This window comes from Rhodococcus sp. 14-2496-1d (assembly GCF_002259365.1).
Classification (GTDB): Bacteria; Actinomycetota; Actinomycetes; order Mycobacteriales; family Mycobacteriaceae; genus Rhodococcoides.
Map to the genome: position 1 here is coordinate 339,400 of NZ_NPFV01000005.1, position 18,718 is coordinate 358,117.

Annotated in this window: 28 protein-coding genes, 4 tRNA genes and 1 pseudogene; 25 read left to right on the forward strand and 8 right to left on the reverse strand. The window is 63.1% G+C overall.

Going from position 1 to position 18,718, the window contains the following annotated elements:
- The first annotated feature begins 9 nt into the window (after window positions 1-9).
- On the forward strand, window positions 10-927 hold the full coding sequence (locus CH296_RS03830; RefSeq protein ID WP_094684042.1) for a pseudouridine synthase: 918 nt from the start codon (window positions 10-12) through the stop codon (window positions 925-927).
- On the opposite strand, the gene CH296_RS03835 is transcribed toward CH296_RS03830, so the two are convergent.
- Window positions 854-1,972 (reverse strand): hypothetical protein, encoded by a 1,119-nt coding sequence (locus tag CH296_RS03835; protein WP_094683158.1) that lies wholly within the window; start codon window positions 1,970-1,972, stop codon window positions 854-856. The two genes, CH296_RS03830 and CH296_RS03835, sit on opposite strands and share 74 nt — an antisense overlap.
- Window positions 1,973-2,083: 111 nt before the next feature.
- On the opposite strand from CH296_RS03835, the gene CH296_RS03840 reads away from it, so the two are divergent.
- Both CH296_RS03840 and CH296_RS03845 read left to right on the forward strand, forming a co-directional pair.
- Window positions 2,084-2,668: a helix-turn-helix domain-containing protein gene (locus CH296_RS03840; RefSeq protein WP_094631133.1), complete on the forward strand. Its 585-nt coding sequence runs from the start codon at window positions 2,084-2,086 to the stop codon at window positions 2,666-2,668.
- A gap of 91 nt (window positions 2,669-2,759) precedes the next feature.
- Complete coding sequence (locus tag CH296_RS03845) at window positions 2,760-3,059, forward strand: ANTAR domain-containing protein (protein WP_141214673.1); 300 nt, start codon at window positions 2,760-2,762, stop codon at window positions 3,057-3,059.
- A 21-nt stretch (window positions 3,060-3,080) separates the two neighbouring features.
- Here CH296_RS03845 and CH296_RS29285 read toward each other — a convergent pair whose 3' ends face one another.
- The 6 genes from CH296_RS29285 to CH296_RS03875 all read right to left on the reverse strand — a co-directional run bounded on the left by CH296_RS29285 (window position 3,081) and on the right by CH296_RS03875 (window position 5,272).
- Window positions 3,081-3,383, reverse strand: a complete 303-nt coding sequence (locus tag CH296_RS29285; RefSeq protein WP_094684043.1) for a hypothetical protein — start codon at window positions 3,381-3,383, stop codon at window positions 3,081-3,083.
- An 83-nt stretch (window positions 3,384-3,466) separates the two neighbouring features.
- Window positions 3,467-4,036 (reverse strand): DUF6584 family protein, encoded by a 570-nt coding sequence (locus tag CH296_RS03855; protein WP_094684044.1) that lies wholly within the window; start codon window positions 4,034-4,036, stop codon window positions 3,467-3,469.
- A gap of 84 nt (window positions 4,037-4,120) precedes the next feature.
- A tRNA-Phe gene (locus CH296_RS03860) sits at window positions 4,121-4,197 on the reverse strand.
- Between the two features lie 56 nt (window positions 4,198-4,253).
- Window positions 4,254-4,327: transfer RNA gene (locus CH296_RS03865), tRNA-Asp, on the reverse strand.
- Window positions 4,328-4,451: 124 nt separating this feature from the next.
- Window positions 4,452-4,524, reverse strand: a tRNA-Glu gene (locus CH296_RS03870).
- A 79-nt stretch (window positions 4,525-4,603) separates the two neighbouring features.
- Complete coding sequence (locus CH296_RS03875) at window positions 4,604-5,272, reverse strand: TetR/AcrR family transcriptional regulator (RefSeq protein ID WP_032377441.1); 669 nt, start codon at window positions 5,270-5,272, stop codon at window positions 4,604-4,606.
- A 666-nt stretch (window positions 5,273-5,938) separates the two neighbouring features.
- On the opposite strand from CH296_RS03875, the gene CH296_RS03885 reads away from it, so the two are divergent.
- Together CH296_RS03885 and CH296_RS03890 are read left to right on the forward strand one after the other, a co-directional pair.
- Entirely contained in the window at window positions 5,939-7,192 is a 1,254-nt protein-coding gene (locus tag CH296_RS03885) for a lipase family protein (protein WP_094684045.1), read from the forward strand.
- 68 nt (window positions 7,193-7,260) lie between these two features.
- A tRNA-Lys gene (locus CH296_RS03890) sits at window positions 7,261-7,333 on the forward strand.
- Window positions 7,334-7,367: 34 nt separating this feature from the next.
- On the opposite strand, the pseudogene CH296_RS03895 reads toward CH296_RS03890, so the two are convergent.
- Window positions 7,368-7,595, reverse strand: a pseudogene (locus CH296_RS03895) (helix-turn-helix domain-containing protein); the annotation flags it as partial.
- Between the two features lie 124 nt (window positions 7,596-7,719).
- Between CH296_RS03895 and CH296_RS03900 the strand changes: the two are divergent.
- The 20 genes from CH296_RS03900 (at window position 7,720) to CH296_RS03990 (ending at window position 18,673) form a co-directional block, all read left to right on the forward strand.
- Window positions 7,720-7,902 carry a helix-turn-helix domain-containing protein gene (locus CH296_RS03900; protein WP_094684046.1) on the forward strand — a complete coding sequence of 61 codons (183 nt, stop codon included), beginning with the start codon at window positions 7,720-7,722 and terminating at the stop codon, window positions 7,900-7,902.
- A complete protein-coding gene (locus CH296_RS03905; protein WP_094684047.1) occupies window positions 7,899-8,168 on the forward strand; it encodes a hypothetical protein in 270 nt (89 codons plus the stop codon). The genes CH296_RS03900 and CH296_RS03905 overlap by 4 nt, the downstream gene beginning before the upstream one ends.
- Entirely contained in the window at window positions 8,165-8,335 is a 171-nt protein-coding gene (locus CH296_RS28780) for a hypothetical protein (RefSeq protein ID WP_179277617.1), read from the forward strand. The genes CH296_RS03905 and CH296_RS28780 overlap by 4 nt, the downstream gene beginning before the upstream one ends.
- A gap of 256 nt (window positions 8,336-8,591) precedes the next feature.
- Window positions 8,592-8,768 carry a hypothetical protein gene (locus tag CH296_RS28785; protein ID WP_179277618.1) on the forward strand — a complete coding sequence of 59 codons (177 nt, stop codon included), beginning with the start codon at window positions 8,592-8,594 and terminating at the stop codon, window positions 8,766-8,768.
- Between the two features lie 569 nt (window positions 8,769-9,337).
- Complete coding sequence (locus CH296_RS03915; RefSeq protein WP_094684049.1) at window positions 9,338-9,589, forward strand: hypothetical protein; 252 nt, start codon at window positions 9,338-9,340, stop codon at window positions 9,587-9,589.
- Between the two features lie 3 nt (window positions 9,590-9,592).
- Entirely contained in the window at window positions 9,593-9,943 is a 351-nt protein-coding gene (locus tag CH296_RS03920; RefSeq protein ID WP_094684050.1) for a hypothetical protein, read from the forward strand.
- Entirely contained in the window at window positions 9,943-10,383 is a 441-nt protein-coding gene (locus CH296_RS03925; protein ID WP_143546315.1) for a hypothetical protein, read from the forward strand. The genes CH296_RS03920 and CH296_RS03925 overlap by 1 nt, the downstream gene beginning before the upstream one ends.
- Complete coding sequence (locus CH296_RS03930; RefSeq protein WP_094684052.1) at window positions 10,383-10,562, forward strand: hypothetical protein; 180 nt, start codon at window positions 10,383-10,385, stop codon at window positions 10,560-10,562. Before CH296_RS03925 ends, CH296_RS03930 begins: the two co-directional genes overlap by 1 nt.
- Window positions 10,563-10,662: 100 nt before the next feature.
- Window positions 10,663-10,920, forward strand: coding sequence for a WhiB family transcriptional regulator (locus CH296_RS29845; protein ID WP_094684053.1), 258 nt, complete (start codon window positions 10,663-10,665; stop codon window positions 10,918-10,920).
- Complete coding sequence (locus CH296_RS03940) at window positions 10,907-11,173, forward strand: HNH endonuclease (protein WP_080731714.1); 267 nt, start codon at window positions 10,907-10,909, stop codon at window positions 11,171-11,173. Before CH296_RS29845 ends, CH296_RS03940 begins: the two co-directional genes overlap by 14 nt.
- A 523-nt stretch (window positions 11,174-11,696) precedes the next feature.
- A complete protein-coding gene (locus tag CH296_RS03950; protein ID WP_143546316.1) occupies window positions 11,697-11,963 on the forward strand; it encodes a hypothetical protein in 267 nt (88 codons plus the stop codon).
- Entirely contained in the window at window positions 11,963-13,513 is a 1,551-nt protein-coding gene (locus CH296_RS03955; RefSeq protein ID WP_094684055.1) for a terminase large subunit domain-containing protein, read from the forward strand. The genes CH296_RS03950 and CH296_RS03955 overlap by 1 nt, the downstream gene beginning before the upstream one ends.
- 33 nt (window positions 13,514-13,546) lie before the next feature.
- Window positions 13,547-14,755 (forward strand): phage portal protein, encoded by a 1,209-nt coding sequence (locus CH296_RS03960; RefSeq protein WP_094684056.1) that lies wholly within the window; start codon window positions 13,547-13,549, stop codon window positions 14,753-14,755.
- Window positions 14,752-15,147, forward strand: a complete 396-nt coding sequence (locus CH296_RS28790) for a hypothetical protein (RefSeq protein ID WP_179277619.1) — start codon at window positions 14,752-14,754, stop codon at window positions 15,145-15,147. The genes CH296_RS03960 and CH296_RS28790 overlap by 4 nt, the downstream gene beginning before the upstream one ends.
- Window positions 15,144-16,832: an HK97 family phage prohead protease gene (locus CH296_RS03965; protein ID WP_179277620.1), complete on the forward strand. Its 1,689-nt coding sequence runs from the start codon at window positions 15,144-15,146 to the stop codon at window positions 16,830-16,832. The genes CH296_RS28790 and CH296_RS03965 overlap by 4 nt, the downstream gene beginning before the upstream one ends.
- A 2-nt stretch (window positions 16,833-16,834) precedes the next feature.
- Window positions 16,835-17,173 (forward strand): hypothetical protein, encoded by a 339-nt coding sequence (locus CH296_RS03970; RefSeq protein ID WP_094684058.1) that lies wholly within the window; start codon window positions 16,835-16,837, stop codon window positions 17,171-17,173.
- The gene (locus CH296_RS03975) at window positions 17,173-17,568 is read left to right on the forward strand and encodes a hypothetical protein (RefSeq protein ID WP_094684059.1); all 396 of its coding nucleotides are present in this window, start codon (window positions 17,173-17,175) and stop codon (window positions 17,566-17,568) included. Before CH296_RS03970 ends, CH296_RS03975 begins: the two co-directional genes overlap by 1 nt.
- Complete coding sequence (locus tag CH296_RS03980) at window positions 17,565-17,993, forward strand: hypothetical protein (protein WP_094684060.1); 429 nt, start codon at window positions 17,565-17,567, stop codon at window positions 17,991-17,993. The genes CH296_RS03975 and CH296_RS03980 overlap by 4 nt, the downstream gene beginning before the upstream one ends.
- Before the next feature lie 3 nt (window positions 17,994-17,996).
- Window positions 17,997-18,398 (forward strand): hypothetical protein, encoded by a 402-nt coding sequence (locus tag CH296_RS03985; protein ID WP_094684061.1) that lies wholly within the window; start codon window positions 17,997-17,999, stop codon window positions 18,396-18,398.
- Window positions 18,395-18,673 carry a hypothetical protein gene (locus tag CH296_RS03990; RefSeq protein WP_094684062.1) on the forward strand — a complete coding sequence of 93 codons (279 nt, stop codon included), beginning with the start codon at window positions 18,395-18,397 and terminating at the stop codon, window positions 18,671-18,673. Before CH296_RS03985 ends, CH296_RS03990 begins: the two co-directional genes overlap by 4 nt.
- Window positions 18,674-18,718 lie beyond the last annotated feature (45 nt).

Consider the following 18,718-nt stretch of genomic DNA (forward strand, 5'->3'; position numbering starts at 1 on the left):
AGTCGGTGCATGCCCGCCGCTCCCCTCCCGTTGCGCGACGGCCTCGATCCCACTCGGGTGCGGATGCCGGAGGTCGCGACCGGAGCGACGGTGCTCGAGTACCTGCGCGCCCGGTTCCCGCAGGACGCCGCCCGACTGACCGAGAAAGTTGCGAGCGGCGAGATCGTCGACGCAGCAGGCGTACCCGTCGATTCGACGACCGTCGCGAGACCGCGGGCGGACATCTACCTCTACCGCGACCCGCCGGTGGAGCCGACGGTACCGTTCTCACTCGACGTCCTCCATCGCGACGAGAACTTGCTCGTCGTCGACAAGCCGCATTTTCTGGCCACCACTCCGCGCGGCGCATACATCGCTCGCTCTGCCCTCGTTCTGCTCCGCCGCCGATTCGACCTGCCCGAGCTCAGCCCGGCGCACCGTCTGGACAGGCTCACCGCAGGGGTTCTGGTGTTCACCGTGCGACAGCAGGCCCGCCGGCCGTACCAGGAACTCTTCGCTCAACGCACCATCACCAAGCACTACGAGGCGATTGCCCCACGCTCCCGGGACATCGACTTCCCGCTGACGGTACGCAGCCGAATCATCAAGGAGCGCGGCGTTCTTCAGGCCCGAGAGGTACCGGGCGAACCCAACGCGGAAACACTCGTCGAGCTCGTCGACACGTTCGGATCCCACGGCCTGTACCGATTGCGTCCGCGAACCGGAAAGACGCATCAACTTCGAGTTCATCTGTGCTCGTTGGGCATTCCGATCGTCGGCGACAATTTCTATCCCTCGTTCCGTGAGGTCGCTCACGACGACTACTCCGACCCGCTTCGCTTGCTGGCGCGTTCGATCGAATTCGTCGATCCGCTCAGCGGCCTGATTCGACGGTTCGAGAGCAATCGGAGTCTCGATCCGCCTGCGTCGCAGCAGCTTCCGACGTGAGCTCGGCGGTACGGACGGTGATTCGATGCGAGATGACCGCGAGCGCGAACAGTCCCACCGCCACATTCCCCAGCGCGGCGAAACCCTCCTGAGCGAAGTCCACGAGGGCGTTGAGAAGAGTGAAGATCAACGCGGACACCCGGAGGGTTCGCAGCGGCCAGAGCGGTCCTCGAGCACGTAGGCACAGCATCGCAGGCAGCGCCGTGACGAAGGTGAGGCAGGCACTGACGAACAGGATCCCGCTCGCGATTCCCATTCTGTCGACGTCGATCGTCAGGTCGCGTCGATCGATGTGCAGGTCCCCGATGACGAGCTCGACGATCCCGAACACCACCCCCGCCCCGGAGAGCAGAACCAACCCCCACCCGACGACGGGAATCCACCGGGCGCTGGTGAAGAACGCGGGAATCAGCCGGGGAACGACATTTTTCAGCGAGTGGGTCCGCGACGTCGACTGTCGAGCGCGGCCGAGCAACAGTCGTATCCCGGCCACGGTGTCCGCGTCGGCACCCTCGGCCTCGGCCCGCGCGACCATGCGTAGCGCCCAGTCGCGTCGATGCTCGGGTAGGCCGTGCGCGACGCCGTCGGCTGCGATCGCAGCCGCGTTGGCCAGCGATTCGTCGACCGAGGGCCGGCGGAACTCCCGAACGATCCTGCTGAACACCAACAGCAGCACCACCAGGACGTACATGATCTCCGACGAGGGTCCGTAGAAGTAGTCGTTGTCCTTGGTGACGAATTTGCCGACTTCGTCGAGAAAGAGCCCGAATCCGATTCCGCCGAGCACCACCGTGAACACTCGAACGCCGAACCCGATGAACATCCACCCGATCAGCAACGCGAGCATCATCGCAGCGCCGCCGTACAGGGCGTGAGCGATGTGCAACGATTTGCCCCCGACCTGGGGATAGTCGGTCAACTCCAGGTAAGCCCTTGTGATCAGAATGGTCACGATGGCGACGACCATGAACGCCTCGGATGCACTGCTTCCGTAGGCATCGCGGATCATGCCACTGCGGTACGTGGTCCCCGGACGACCGGTCATCGATCGAGTATGTGCCGCCTGCCGTCGCCCGCGGGCCGTTTTCGCGGGCCGTTTTCGCGCCTCGATGTTTCCTGGGTTGACAAACCTCGTTGCCGAACCTGCAATGGTGTCATGGAAGATTCGATCTCTGGCCTGGACGAGGTCATCGCGGGCCTCGGTCCCCGCCTCAAGCGCATCAGGATGGAGAAGAACACCACCCTGGCATCGCTGTCGGACACCACGGGAATTTCGATCAGCACACTGTCGCGACTCGAGTCCGGTGACCGCAAGCCCAGCCTCGAATTGCTGTGGCCCATCGCTCGTGCGCATCAGATGAAGCTCGACGATCTGGTGACCGCGCCGCCCGTGGCGGACCCTCGGGTGCGCACCACGGCCACCGTTCGCGAACACGTGACCATCCTGCCGCTGACGCTGCGTCCCGGCGGTCTTCAGGCGTACAAGCTCCTGGTCCGCCCAGAGGGCTCGGAGCCGCGTCCGCGAACACACGAGGGGTACGAGTGGTTGTACGTCCTCGACGGCACCCTGCGGCTGATTCTCGGCGAGCACGATCTGACGATGAAGGCAGGCGAGGCAGCCGAATTCGACACTCGTGTGCCGCACTGGTTCGGTGCCGTCGGAAACCGACCGGTGGAGCTTCTGAGCCTGTTCGGACCCCAGGGCGAGCGGATGCACGTGCGGGCGAAACCGACGGTATGAAATGTCACGTCCGTGTGAGACAGTGAAGCCGCTCGACGCCAGGATCCACTTCGGTCATCCGCACCGACCACACACCATCTCGAGGAAAAAGATGACCGACAGACTGCCCGAATCGCCTGCGTCCCGCACTCACGTGGACATCGCAACCGGAGTGCTCATCGGGATCCACGGTGGATCCGTTGCCGACGCCATCGACGAGCTGTTCACGACCGCGAGACATCACCGGGTCAGTCTGTTCGAGCTCTCTCGCACGCTCATCACCGTCGCGGAAGGCCGCGACATCGAGCGATCCTCCGCCACCGACGCGGTGTACGAGGTCTGGGGATCGGCACTAGGCCGTCGAGGCGCAGAGACGACCTTCGGCCTGGTCACCGATTCGGCTGCCCTCTGATCGAACGAGCGCTCCGGAGAGCTAGCCGCGAACGGATGGGTCGCTGCGCAGCTCCGGAAAGCGTGCCGTCATCGCGTCGATGTGTCGGTACATCTCGTAGAGCTCGGTTCGGAGCGTCGACGCTTCGGACTCGAACGCTCGGGCCCGTGATTCGGCGCGATCCGCGCGAGCTCGAAATGCCTTGGACTGCGCGAGTTCGATGGATGCCGAGCACGTCACGATATGTTCGGCCAGCCCTCTCGCGAACACCCTCGCCTGCTCGAGGTTGACGGCATAGTTGTCGTCTCGCGGAGCCGGTGACGCCGCACCGTTCGCTGTGCCCATGGAAACTCGTCACCCTCGATCGTCGGCGGAAATTCTTTCGCGACTCTACGCTCGGTGCCGCACGCTTCGTCCGTGAACCGGCGTCACCCGAAGACGAGTGCCAGCACCACCGATGCCGAGGTGGCAGCGATCGCGATGACGATGGTCGCCGCGATCGCCCGCTGCCGCACCGTTCGGTAACTCGACCCTGCGCGGTCGTACTCCGAGTCGTCCTGATCGCCGTCCCGGCCGTAGAAGTCGTCCGAGTTCAGCCCGTCCTCGTCGAAATACACGACGTCTCGTGGCGGCACCCAGTGCTGACCGTTGGCTTCGATCGCGGCACCCAGCCGCTCCAGCCGTATCCGAGCGCGGGTGGGATACCAATCGGAGGGCGCGTGGATGGGCAGGGCCCGCGCCATCATCAGAGGCGACCGGTACTGCTTCTCCAGGGCGGCGAACGCTGCGGACGCCGTCGGATCGTCGTCGGACTTGTCGGTGAGGAACCAGACGGCTCCGGCCGCCGCACGATCGCCGATTACCAGATACGTGTACGCGAGCAATTCGAGAATGCCGGGCGACGTCGGGTTCCGGACCAGTGCGACGAGAAGCCGATCTCGAGCGGCGATACTGTCTCCGCGCGCCAGATCCTCCTGCGCTCGATCGATCACGTCCACGCGTCGACAATAACTCCTGGGAACGAAAAAGCCCCTGCCGGACGACCGGAAGGGGCTTTCATCGTGCTTGTCGATCCAACACCGTGGTGGCCAGGGCCGGGATCGAACCGGCGACCTTCCGCTTTTCAGGCGGACGCTCGTACCAACTGAGCTACCTGGCCGGGCGGCACCGGTGAAACAATGCCATCGCAATGTCGGCACCTTCGTACCGATGTTGCGACCCTGACGGGACTCGAACCCGCGACCTCCGCCGTGACAGGGCGGCGCGCTAACCAACTGCGCCACAGGGCCTTGCTGTTGTTGCCGCGCTATTTCTAGCGCACCAACTCTCCGAACTGCAAATCCGCATCACGCGGGAAGCGAGACGAAGAATGCTGTACTGCCGACCGGATTGTCAATCCGATCTCTTCCTACGTACCCCCTACGGGATTCGAACCCGCGCTACCGCCTTGAAAGGGCGGCGTCCTAGGCCGCTAGACGAAGGGGGCCCGCCGAACTGCTTCGACGTTACCCTCAACGGCGTTCCGTTGGGAGCTGGGATAGCTTAGGACACTTTCGCTGTAAATCTCAAACCGGCAGGTCAGAGGTGGTTTTCGCGCAGTTTTCGCCGTAGTGCTCCCACCCGTGCAGTTTGAACTCGGCGAGCCAACGCTCGGACGCCATGGCGAGCAGTACGACCTCGACGGATTCCTCGAACCGCTCGCGCAGATCTGCGTTGTCGGCAACCAGATCCGACATGTACCGCTGACCGGCCATCGACGCGGCAAGCACCCGCACGAACTTGGCTGCGTCGAACTCCGGCTTGAGGTCGCCCATCGCGAGAGCGCGCTCGGCTTGCTTGTGGCCTTGAGCTCCCCAGACGCGACCGCCCCCGGAGTGCACCTCCGCGTAGAACTCCGGCTCGACTATCAACCGGAACTCGGCGCGCACGATCACGTCGTTCTGGAAGTTCTGCGCGATGTCGTCCACGATCCCGCGGATGACGTAGAACGGGTGTGCGGTGGTGTCGGCCCACTTCTCCGTAATGGCGACGTACCGATCCAGACCGGCCGCGAGCACGGCTCGGGCCAGATCTTCCTTCGACTGGAAATGGAAATACATCGCACCCTTGGTGGCGTTGGAGCCCTCCAAGATGGTGTTGACGGATGCCGCTGCGTATCCACGCTTGGCGAATTCCGCCGCCGCCGCCTCCACGATGGCAGCCCGGGTCCGCCGTGCGCGCTCTTGTTGTGCCATTTATTCCGTGCCTCCGAGCCCCAAGCGCCCTGCGTATCCGCAGGTAGTACATATAGAGAGTACTTCACCCGAACGACACGTGAGTCGACTCACCTACGGTTCGCTTCGCCACACACATCCGTCGGAAAAATCGGTTAGGCGTCCGAAACAAGCCGGATGGTATGATCTGCGCGGCTCGAGTGCGCTGCAGGGGGTGCGCACTCGAGCCGCTTTCCACTCGGTCCACCGCTGTCGCCGACGCGACCTTCTTCGGACCGACCCCCTTACCGACCGCGTGCCGACTCGCGGCTCGTCCGATTCGCCATCGGCAGCGACCGAGGTACAGCCGAGTTCCGTGAAACGAACGATCGACGCATCGTTCACGTCGCTTGGAGCACACACGCACTTTCGGTTGAAAACCGAATTACATTTCACGGTAACGGATCTCGGACCAGAACTGATTCGCGTGCCTCGTTAGCATTTTTCAAATCTAGTGATCAGCAATCGAATACGCCGAAACCGCTGTCTGCCCTCGGTCAAATCCATTGCCCGGTAATCGATACGAGAAAGACCGGTCGGTAACGTTTTCGACACGTTCCCGGACTCGCACCGAACTCGCACCTGTACTGAATTACTGTGACATGCACCACATGGAGTAGTTCGGCCGATCGGAAACGAGTGCATGCCATGAAGGTGTCATTTCGCGTATTTCGTTCCATCACAACGTCGTTCGCGGTGGTCGTACTCGCTCTGTCGACGACCGGCATGGCATCTGCAGACCCCCTGGGTAACTTCGTGGCCCCCGTCGCCGACCCGGCTCTCTATCTACCCACCCCACTGGGTGAGCCCTGGTTCGATCCCCCTGCAGGCTACGAACAACAACCTCCCGGGACCGTACTCGCAACCAGACAGGCGACCGTCGGACCGTTGTTCACGCCGGTCACCTCGACTCAGATCCTGTTCCGCACCAACGATTCCAAGGACCGTCCCGTCGCTGCGGCCACCACCGTGATCGTGCCGGTCGCACCGTGGACCGGAGCCGGGAGCCGACCCGTCGTGGCATACAACATGGCCATCAATTCACTCGGCAACACCTGTGCGCCGTCGTGGCTGCTTCCTCGCGGCCTCGCCCGAGAGATACCGGCCGTTCAGGCGTTTCTGGCCAAGAACTACGCCGTCGTCGTCACCGATCACGAGGGGCCACGGCAGGCCTACGCCGCCGGACGCATGGCCGCACACGCGGTGCTCGACGCCCTCCGAGCCATGGTTCGACTGCCCGAGCTCGGCGTGCCTGCGTCTTCTCCCATCGCCATGACGGGGTACTCGGGTGGGGCGATCGCCACAGGATGGGCGGCACAATTGGCCCCCACGTACGCGCCCGATGTGAATCTGGTGGGCGCGGCGTTTGGTGGTCCACCGACCGATTACCGGATTCTGCTGACGTCGATGAACGGCACGGCCGCATCGACGCTCTTCCTGTCGGCGGCGCTCGGGGTGGCACGGGAGTACCCCGAGATGTTCTCGCTGATGAACGCCGACGGACTGCGTCTGGCCACGATCGCCAAGGACATGTGCGTCGGTCTGCTCGCCCCCGGTGGCGTGGTGGCTCCGATCCCGGCACAGGCGCTCTCGAACGTTCCGAATGTCGATCGCACCGAGATCGCCGAGAGCATCATCGCCGCGACCCGTCTCGGCGGCGACCTCGCGCCCACCATCCCCACCATGATCTATCAGGGCAGGCAGGAGTTCTGGATTCCTCGACAGGGAGCCGAGACCCTCTACGACGAGTGGTGCGCCCAGGGTGCGAACGTCAGACTCGAGGAATATCTCGGCGAACACCTGATCGTCGCCCTCAGCGGCATTCCCGGCGCGTACGCCTGGATCGACGACCGGCTGGCAGGCATTCCGGTGCCGAGCGGATGCAGCAGCTTCGGGCGCTGACCCGTCGGAACCCACTGCCGGGGGTACTGCCCGTTGGCGCTACGCGGCCCATTACACTTTCGAGCCGCGCCCCTATAGCTCAGTTGGTAGAGCTACGGACTTTTAATCCGCAGGTCGTAGGTTCGAGTCCTACTGGGGGCACCGGAGGTGCTGGGACAGGCGATTCGCCCGTCTCCAGCCAGCGGAGGTTCACGCCCGTGGCCATTGCCCACGCAATCAGGATCGGCCGCTTCGGCTGACGAACGCCGGCCTCATAGGACCCGATCGTGCGCCGGCTCATGCCGAGGCGGTCGGCCAGTTCGTCCTGACTCAACCCGACATGCCGGCGCGCTTTGTCCAGCCGGTCCCCGATGGACCAGCTGGGAACGTCGCCCCCGCTCTCGTATGACGTCGGCTCACTCATGGCTTCCCCGTTTCTCCCTATTCGGTCTGTTGGTCAAGCTTAACCACATGCACTGACATGCGGCAAGTGGTGAAACTGCGCGTCGTTCTTGCAAAAGTTGCGCATATGGTCAACTATCACCGTCATGGAAACAGAACTGATCGGCGCTGCCGAGGTCTGTGAGCGACTGCACATCGGGCGTTCGACCCTCCAGCGCTGGGCCAAGAGCGGCCGACTCCAACCCGTCCACAAAGCCCCCGGCACAACCGGGCCGCGTCTCTACGATCCGGCCGATGTCGAGGCACTCATGCCGGCGGTATCGCAATGACCGCCCCGAAGAACCCCGAGTGGTCCACCTCAAGGCCGGCCGACGCAATAGTCCTTCGCCAGTACGAGATGACCATCAGTACGGCCGGCGTCGATCTCGAGGGCAAAGACATGCCAGCGGACGTGTCGCGCGCTCACTTTGTCGAGCAGGCCGCTGTGGACGCGTGTCTGGTGGCGTCGATGTTCGCTCGTGAGGCCGGCCTGGGTCGGTCGGCCGCCGAGCTGACGCGGATCGCCCACGGGATGCTTGATCGGCTCGAACTGTGAGCGCCCGGTATGTGACGCCGACTGCTCGCCCGCAGTGGCCCACCGGTCCACAGCTGCGTGAGTTGATCCGCAAGTTGTTCTTCTGGTGGTTGGTGCCGTCGTGTGGCTTCGCGTGCATCCTGCTCGCTCTGGGGGCCTGCTACGTCCTCGCTGGCGGTCAGGGATGAGGCGGCGCGCGATCATCGGCCGCACTCTGAACCACATCCACCATTCAAGGTTGCGAGACCGTATGGAGTTCGGCGCACACGAGGTCTGGTCGCCCCGTTCAATCAGACACCTCGGTGCCGGCAGGGGCGTCCTGCTCGATGAGTTGGTCATCTACTGCCGCTGGGACGAGATCCGTTCGTTTGATGACGTGATCGAGATCCTTCGGCCCTGCTTTTCAATGTCGAGTGAACCGCAGATTCGTTGGGTGATTGAGCCGTGACCCCTGACCAGTGGGGTTATCGAGTATGGGGCCATCCCGAGTTCGGCACAGAGTTCCATCACGTCGGCACGATCCTGGAGACGCTGGCAGCAATCGACCAACACGAGTTGCGCCGCAAGGACGACCACACGTTGGGGCCGGCCACCATGGTTCACGAGGACGAGTTCCTGTGATTGATTACGGCGACCGCTATCAGCGAACAGTATGCGATGGCTGTGACCGTCCGTTCCCCCGTGACCGCATGGTCCTGCATCCCTTGTGCCGCGATTGCCGCGATGCTGCCCGCGAGGCAGCTCTGCCGCCCGTAGATCTCGATTCGGTGGGCGGCGACGACGTGCCGCCGTAGCCCTCTAGGTGCCTCGTAGTCCCTGCGCCCGTGGATCTTTCACGTACGGGTGATGCGCTTAGCCCGCGTAGTCGTCGCCCGTTAGAGGGGCCACTGCACCCATCCCGATTCGGGTGTCTGACCTGGTTAAGGCGGACTCGGGCAGGAACACCGTTGCTGGTGTATCAGGCACTCGAAGTATCCCAGTCCCGGCAAGCCGAGTAATTCCCGCGCTTGCGTTCACACCAACCGACCGACGACCGACGCGACCGACGCGAAGGAACCGAGATCGGGTGATCCCGTGCCTTTGCGGTACGGGGTACGCCCTGCCCTCCCAACTCCCTCTGCTCCCTCTACGAAGCGTCACAACGGCTCTCAGCGCAACGCTGAGAGCCGAACAAACACAAGGAGATTGAAATGCAACCCACGATCGGACGAGTAGTCCACTACAACCCGCACCCCACGCAAGCTCGGAACGCTGGCCTGCCACCGCAGCTGCTCGGTGATCCCCACGCAGCGCTCATCACCTACGTGCACGACGAGAAGGACGATCCAGCCGAGAAAGACTGGGTGGAACTGGTGGTGTTCCCTCCGCGCGGCATGCAGTACACCGTCTCGGCTATCGAGGGCACAGCGGCCGGTGACTGGTCCTGGCCTCCGAAGGCGTGACGCATGGTCGCCAAGGGCAAGTTGGTCATCAAGCTCTACACCCGTAGTCGGCCGATCATGAAGGCGCTCAAAGACTTCTGCGAGACCCACGACTGGGAACTGTCCATCAACATGGGCGACCGACCCGATACGGCGTCGTTCGTGGTCACCTGCGCCGACCACACAAGGGACACAGTCATTCTCGCCAACATGTACTGCACGCCGCTATCTCGGTGCGAGGTCGTCACTCTTCCCGAGGGAAACCTCTACATGGCCGCTGCTGCTCGCTATGCACGCGGCCTGACGTTGGTCGGATCTGACCACGTTCGGCGTGCCGACCCCGGCAACAAACAACCCGAAGGAGTGCTGTTCTGATGATGGACAAGGACTTGGCGACGTTGCTCGATGCGACCTCGTTCCAAGTAGCGGGTCTGGTGGGGCCGGCCATCGTGATCGAGGGAGCGGCGAATCATCTGCTCTCGCGGCTACCTGAGACGGACGATCACCGGTGGAATGTGACGCAGGCGCTCGGGTCGATCGTCGCGGCGCGTAAGTCGTTGGAGTCGGCCGCTGAATCGTTGTTGCACATCGTCGCTCAGGACGGTGTCGACATGCTCGCAGTCGAGGTCGACGGCGGCACCATCGTGGGGCAGCCGCAGTGCACTGCTCTGTACATCGATGCGAATGACGATGAGTGGGACCAGCCGGCTCGATGTGTTGGCCTTGCCGACCATGCCGGTCCGCACTGGTCGAACGACCCTGATCTGCCTGCATGGGACGCTCCCGTTGCAGTGGCTCGATCGAGGCGTATCTGATGGCGGGCCAGTTGGTGCCGCTCGATGGCCTGCCGGGTCGGTTCGCATCGGTGTCGTACGACGCTGAGCGGAAGATGATCGTGGTCCAGGTCGATGACGCCGAGGGCAACGTGATGGGCTCGATGTCGTGGGGCTACACCGAGCCCGAAATCATCGAAGAGCCGGTGACCGAGCCATGACAGTAGTCCACGACTTCTACTGCCAGGAGTGGTGCAACCACTGCATCGTCTGCGGTGCCGGTGTCCTGTACGGCTCGCTCTGCCACGAGCACCAAGCCCGATGAGCCGTTGCCGAGGGCGTGCTGCTGAATACGAGTATGCGAATGTCGCTGGCGGGCAGTGGCGTACGAAGCGGGCGGCTGCCGAGCAGCTGTGTGCTGGCTGCCCTGTCCTGTCTCGTTGCGCTCAGCGTGCGCTGCAGCATCACGCTCTCGGCATGGTGTGGGCCGGTGTGCCCATTCCCCCTGACCACGACAACAAGAACACTCACGAGGCACGTCGCCTCCTGATCGAGGTGGCTCTGTATGGCAAGCGATAGGCGTCCTCCGATACCGGACGACATGGCCAAGGCGGTGCGCGCGCGTGACGGCTACGTGTGCCGTAAGTGCGGCAGCGATGACCGCTGCGAGATAGACCACGTGGTGCCCTGGCACATCGTGAAGGTGCACGAGCTGGACAACCTGCAACTGCTGTGCCTGCCGTGCAACCGCAGCAAGGGCGGCAAGGTGGAGGCCGATGGCCGGCGTACGTGGTTCGATCCAGAGTTCTTCGGCGCAGGGATCACAGCATGAGCTATCCCCAACGCTGCTGTGCCGCTTGCCGTGTGCCACCTGTGCGCTTGGCTATGTCAGCCCAGCTGTACCCATCACCACGTACTGCTGTCACTGCTTCGGTGATCTGCCCATCCAGCTCTGAGCGCAGTGCTATCAGGTGTGGCAGTGACTCGATGTCGGTGCCTGCCCTGCGCCCTGCTGCCCTCACGATGCGACGTACGAAGGCGATGTATTCGGCTGTGTCCATTGGTCGCTTCACGTGTCAAGGATGCATTGACATAGTCGACAAGTCAATGCATCGCAGTGCATACTCATTCATGCATAATCATCCACTCTCATGCATGATCGGCGGTGGCAACCGTATCCCCGTTTTTGTAACGGGGACGGTTGACACCGAGGGGCTTCCTGGACTTACACCCCCCAGAGCTGCCAGAGGTCTAGTTCCAAGGAGTGGGACGAAAACGATGCATGATTATGCATTGCGGTATGGATGGCGGATGCAGGCTCTTCGGATTTTATGCATGGCCGGATGGAGGTCGTTGTGGGTTTCGTGACGAACGAGTCATACGAGGGGTCGATCGAGTCGTTCCTGTCGGTCAATGAGTGGGTGAGTGATTCGGAGGCCCCGTATTTGGCGTCGCTGTTCCATATTGCGCGGCTCCTGGACCTGAAAGTGAAGGCAGGGCAGGCGCTTCCGGCCGGTCTCACGATGGAGTTTCGGATGCTGTTCTCGGAGCTGCGCAAGTGCAAACCCGCTACGGAGCTGTCGGACGACGACGGCTTCGATGATGAGATCGCCAATATCTGATGGACGGCGCGCTGCCGACCATTGTTCTGCCCGAGGAGTACCGGGAGAACTGGACGGACGAGATCCCTCCGTGGCTGCCTCGCGTCTACACGCAGCCGATCGAGAACCCAGACTACGACGAGGCCGACAAGCTGATTCGGCTCTCGGAGAAAGTGTTTCGGTTCGCTGCCGGCGACGAGCTGCGCCTGGACATGTGGCAAAAGTGGCTCATCCGCGAGATCCTGCAAAAGTACCCGGCGGACTACCACGACCAGGCACTCGCCGGCCAGCTCGTCTATCAGCAGGTCGTCGTCTCGATGGGTCGGCAGAACGGCAAAACCGTGCTCGGTGCCGTCATGGCGCTGTACGGGCTGATCCTGATGGTGCCCCGAGCACCCGAAGTGATCTCGATTGCGGCCGTCGTGGACCAGGCGAAGAATCTGTACGCCAAGGTCCGGTACTGCGTCGACAACGTGCCGCTACTCAAACGCCGGTTCAAGACCACCGACCGTAGCGGTATCAAGTCGCGGAACCTGAAAAGGCCGGCGACCTACGTCGTGAAAGCGGCCGGCGACGGCGACGGATTGCAGGGCTTCTCCGGCTGCCTGATGCTGCTCGATGAGCTGCACCTGCTCAAGCCCGAGGCGTGGGACGCGCTCACCCTAGGCGCATCCGCTCAGCCGAAGGCCCTCGTGGCCGGCTTCACCACTGCCGGCGACGACAACTCGGTGCTGCTCAAACTGCTGTACCGCATCGGCCGCGCCGCTGCTGCGAAGGAAGAGGGTCACGATCCGAGGTTCGGATTCTTCCTGTGGGAGGCAGATCCGAACCTCGCACTCTACGATCCGCAGGCCCTCGTGCAGGCGAACCCTGCGATCGCATCCGGCCGACTCAGCCTGGCAGACGAAGTGCGGCGCGGAAAGAACATGCTGGAGTCCTCGTTTCGGCGCTACCGCCGCAACGAGTTCGTGTCCGTCGAGAGCATTTGGATGCCTATGCCGGCGTGGCTGGCCGGCGAGTACGGCCCCATTCCAGGGCCTGCCCGTAAGCAACCGCTCATCATCTCCTTCGCGCGCTCTCGGCGCACGTGGAACTACGTCTCGATCGTCGCGTCCACCAAGTACGACGGCGTTGTGTACACCCAACTCATCGCGACGATCACGTTCGGCAACGACGAGTTGCTGTTGAAAAAGCTTGTGCAGCTGAGCCGTACGATGCGCGTGGAGAAGTTCGTGACCGACGCCGAGACGATGAAGCCGACCATCCTGGCGCTCGACAAGACGCACCACCTGCCGGCCGAATACATGACCCGAGGGAACATCGCGAACGCCACATCAGCGGTGCACTCGATGATCAAGGATGGCCGCGCGAAGCACGCCGGCCAGAAGGAACTCGCGACCCAGCTGACGAAGACGGTGACCGTCAACGCCGGCCAAGGTGTGCTGATCGACATGAACAAATCTCTGGGCGACATCGACGCGATGTATGCCACGGTCATGGGCGTTTTCATGGCCGAGCAACAGCAACCGTTCGTCTCGCAGCTGAGAATGTTTTCGAAAACCACCGCATGAGAATCACACGGTTGGGATTAGCGTTCCCCAGCAATGAACGCAATCGGCAGGTTCTTCGGCTTCGGCACCGACGTGGAGACACGCAGCGGGTCGGTTGGCTCGGCTGGCGGTGACTCACCGCTACCGGCCGTAATCCCGCCTCCCCGAATGGATCTCGGCGTCACCTGGCAGGAAGCACTCAAGGTCTCGGCGTTCTCCCGCTCGATGGACCAGACCAACACGATGATGTCCTCGATGCGTGCCACCGTCCGTGATGCACGTCAACGGCTGATCCCGTTCGACGATCGCGCGTTCCCGTCGATCGTGAACAAGCCGAACCTCGATATGGACTGGGAAGAGTTCGTGCAGTCGACGGTCAACGACCTGTTCCTGCATGGCGAGTACATCTGGCTTCGCGTCGGAGATCCGCAGACGGTCAACCTTATTCCGACCTCGCCCCGCGAGATGACGATCGTTCGCGAGCGGCTTCCCGATGGCACGTGGGGACGAACTCGCTACGCGCACTTGGGTCGTGAGATCCCGCGCAGCCGCGTCGTTCACAAAAAGCACACCGCCGTCACCGGCGAGGCACGCGGCATCGGCCCGCGCCAGCTCGCACAGGGTGAGCTGCGAGCTGCACTCACCCTGGCAGAGTTTCAGCGCGAGTGGTTCGACTCCGCCGTGGTCCCCTCCGGCATCCTCACCACCGACCAGCATCTGTCGAACATCGAGCAGGACGATCTCCAGGACCGGTGGAACAACTTCCTGCGCTCACACCGAGGACAGGCCGTCGTGCTCGCTGCCGGCCTGAGCTACGACGCGATTCAGCTCAAGCCGGCCGATGCGCAGATGCTCCAAGTGCAGGACGCCATCGACCGCAAGATCGTACGCATTTGCGGCACACCAGCTTTTGATCTGCTCGTACCTGGCGGCACCGAGTCGCGGACCTACCAGAACCTGGAACAGTCCACCCTGCAGTACCTCACCACCACCCTCGCGAAGTACATGAACGCCGTCGAGAGCGGACTCACCGAGGTCATACCACGCGGCAACAAGGTCGAGCTGGACGAGACCGGTCTGCTGCGTATGGACAGCAAGACACGCTCCGAGGTCGACACCGCCAACGTTCAGAACGGCACCCGCACCATCAACGAGCTGCGTGCCCGAGACGGACTGGACCCCCTCCCCCACGGCGACGAGAAGCCTGCCCCGAAGCAAATTCCGTCCGAGCGCATCGACCAGACGAAGGAGATCGAAGCATGATCCGTGTCATCGTCGGCCCGCCCTGCGCCGGCAAGTCCACGTACATCACCGAGAATGCCGATCCTGGCGACACCATCGTGGACTTCGACAAGCTCGCAACAGCTTTCGGTTCCACCGGCCACCACGACACCCCACTGTCGATGCGCCGCGTGGTCCAGGCAGCACGCCACGCAGCCATCCATCAGATCCTCATGGGCCGCGTCGAGAACGCATGGGTCATCGACACCGATCCGACCCGCCTGATGCAGTCGCAGTATCGACGGGCCGGCGCAGAGATCATCCTGCTCGACCCCGGCATGGACGCCTGCCTCGAACGCGCCACCGAGGACAACCGGCCCGACTGGACCGCAGAACAAATCCGCCGCTGGTACCGACTGAGGATCACCGCATGAGATACACACAGCTCGAAACCCGGAACGCCGCAGTCGATACCGAGGTGGAGATCCGCAGTGCACCCGTCAACGTCGTGGACGAACAGACACGCATCATCTCCGGTATCGCCGTCCCCTACGGCCAGACGACCGAGATTCGCACGAAGAACGGTAGCTACCTCGAATCGTTCGCACTGGGCGTGTTCGAGGACGATGCGCCGGCATCGGTGCACGCGAACCACAGCTGGAAGACACGCGGCGATCTCCCGATCGGCACGGTGATCTCAGGCAAAAACCGACCCGAGGGCTACTACGTCGAGTGCCGCATCGCCAACACAGCACGTGGTGACGAAGTGCTCGAACTCGCCAGAGATGGCGTCCTCAAATACTTCTCGGTGGGTTTCCTTCCCGGCACCCACGAGACGCGCGACGGGGTGCTCGTCCGCACCAAAGCGGCACTCGGCGAAGTGTCCATCACAGAAATCCCCGCCTACAAGGGCGCGGTCATCGAGAGCGTGAGAAACGCTGACACAGAACAGGAATCACGTATGGACCCCGAAGAGTTCGAACGCCTCGTCGCCGCCCGCATCAAGGACGACCCCGAGGTAACTCAGCTACGCACGGACAACGCCGAGATGGTTCGCCGGATCGGAGTACTCGAAGACGGTGGTGGCACCCAGACGCGCGGCCGGCGCGAGTTCCAGGTTCGCACCGGCGGTGAACTGCTCAAGGCTATGGCCAAGGGCGACCGCGATGCCATCGCCGAGATCCGCGCCGTCAACGACGAGCTGGAGTCGCTGCGCATCGAGACCCGAGCGTACGAGGGTCAGGTCATGGCAGATGGCGTCGTGCAGCCGGCGTGGCTGGAGAAGCAGCTGCGACTCACCAACCGCAGCCGGCCGATCTCCACCATGTTCTCCCGCGAATCGCTGCCACCGGACGGCGACAGCTTCGAGTACGCCAAGGTGATCTCCGAGACCGGGGCCATCACCGTGCAGGCGGCAGAGGGTGACGATCTCGGCTACCTCGAGATCAAGCTCGGCACCGGCAGTGGCACCGTCCGCACAGTCGGCGGCTACACCAGTTTCAGCCGACAGGCGATCGAACGCTCGAAGGTGCCGATCCTCGACACCGGCCTGCGGTGGATGGGCATTCAGTACGCCGAGGCGTACGAGAACTACGTCCAGGCGTTCATGCTCGCACTGCCGATGGGCGGTGCGGAGGGCATCAACGAGATCCCCGTCGTCGCGAAGCCGGCCACCGCGGCCGAGTGGATCTCTGTCGTCCTCGACGCGAAGCACTCGATCATCCAAAACGCGAAGGGATTGCGTGCCGACCTGATCGTGTGCAGCTTCGACGTGTACAAGGACATCGCACTGCTCGAAGATGCCACCGGCCGTCCGATCTTCAACGTCAACGGCGACGGCCAGAACACCTGGGGCAGCGCCAACGTCAGTCAGACCGACGATGTCGAGATCGGCTTCAACATGGCCGGCCTCCCCGGCGTAGTCGGAGACCGCCTGCCGGCCGGCACATTCCGCGTCACGTCCCGCGAGGCGATCACGTCGATGGAAAGCGCCGGCGCTCCGTTCTCGCTCCAGGACGAGAACATCATCAACCTGACGAAGGACTTCTCGGTGTACGGCTACCAGGGCATCTACTCCGAGCAGCCGAAGGGCATGACCGCGATCACCTGGGCACCGTAGCCATGACGGCCCCCGAGCAGGACTCTCCGGCGGTGGTGCATCCCACCGTCGAAGAGTTCCGCAACTTCGTCAAGGCCGAGGCGTCCGAAGATAGCAAGCTGAAAGACGATCTCGACATCGCCATCGAGCGGATCGACGACTTCTGCGCACAACCCGTCAAACCGATCCCACCGGCCACCCGCAAGCGGTGGTATCTGCTCGTGGCCGCCGAGATGTTCGACGCCTCGAACGGACCGAGCACCAGCATCGACCAGTTCGGCAATGCTCGACAAACTCGATCCTCCCGCGACCCGATGCACGTCATCATCCGGCAGGTCCGTCCCTACGTACCGGGGTTCTGATGGACCTCACACAGGTGCAGACCACGATCATCGACACCCTCACAGCCGCCGGCATCAGCAAGGTCGTCGGCTGGGAGGTCAAAGACCCGGCACCACCGGTCGTCGTTGTCTGCCCCGCTCTCCCGTCGATCGAGACCGACGTACCCGGTGTCACCCACGGCAAGCCGTTCATGACGAACTGGCTTATCCAGATCGTCGCCGGCCGAGGCAGCGCATCGGTGACTCGAGATGCCCTGAACGACCTGATCGCTCGTTCACTGATCGCCCTCCGGCCGTACATGACCGGCATCGAGGTCGAGACCCCGAAGCTCACAGATCCCGAAGAGGGCAAGCCGCAATATCTCGGCGCTGAAATCGCAGCGTCGATCGCTATCGACATGAAGAAAGAAGTGTGACCGCAATGGCTCCGTTCAAGGGCACCAAGGGTAAGGATCTCTCGATCCTGATCGATGAGACCGAGTACAACACCGACATCAAGGGCTTCCGCGTCGAACCCGACGACGGCGACGACGCCGCGTTCGTGACGTTCGCCCGATTGAAGAACGGCGACACGAAGACCTGGTACCTACGCGGTACTGCATTCCAGGACTTCCAGACGACCTCGTTCTGGACGTTCGTATGGGACCACGCCGGCGAAGAGGTCGAGTTCGTCGCACGCCCGTACGGCAACCTGGTGCCCACCGAGGACCAGCCGCATTTCAAGGGCACCGCAACGATCGCCTCCAAGCCCGGCTTCGGTGGCGACGCCGACGAAGAGTTCGAGTTCGAGGTCGAGTGGGAGTGCACCGGCGTGCCCGAGAAGATCACGGCCGCTGCGTAGCTCATGGCCACCATGAAGATCCAGCTGTCGATCGAGGGCAAGCGCCCTCTGCTCGACAAGCTGACGGTCTTCTACAAGACGGTTCGACAACTCAAGCCGGCGTTCGACCAGATCGCCGCGAGGACGTTCACTATCGCAAACGTCCTCGCCCCGGTCTACTCCGGCCGGACAAAGAAGTCGATCCGCGCCAAGGGCTCGAACATGCGGGCGTACGCGAAAGCTGGTGGCGCTGGCCGTAAGTCGCACGGCGGCGGCATCTACGTCGCGATGAACCACGCCGGCACCCGCTGGGACCCGCAAGCGCCCTACCCCTTCATGTTCATCACCCTAGAACGAGTCACCCCCTTCGCCGTTATCCGAGTGAAACGCGAAGTCATCCAAAGAAAGAGAGACGCAGGACTATGAACGGTTTCCAGGATAAGTTGCAGGGACTCACCGGCCGCGCGCTCAAGCGCGTGCAAGGGCTCACCGGTGCCGAGGTCGCAGAGAGTGACAACATTCAGCTCATCTTCGCCGTCGGCTATGTCTCCCGCCTGCACCCCGAGCAGATCAAGAATTGGTCGAAGGCCGAGCAGGCCGGTTGGGACGAGTATCTCGACAACACCAGCTATGCCGAGGCTCGCGTGAATGCCGGTGTGGTCGAGGAAGATTCGGACCCAAAAGACGCGCCCGCAAACTAGCGAAGCGGGAGGCTCGGCGACTGGCCGAGTTCTGCATGCTGACCG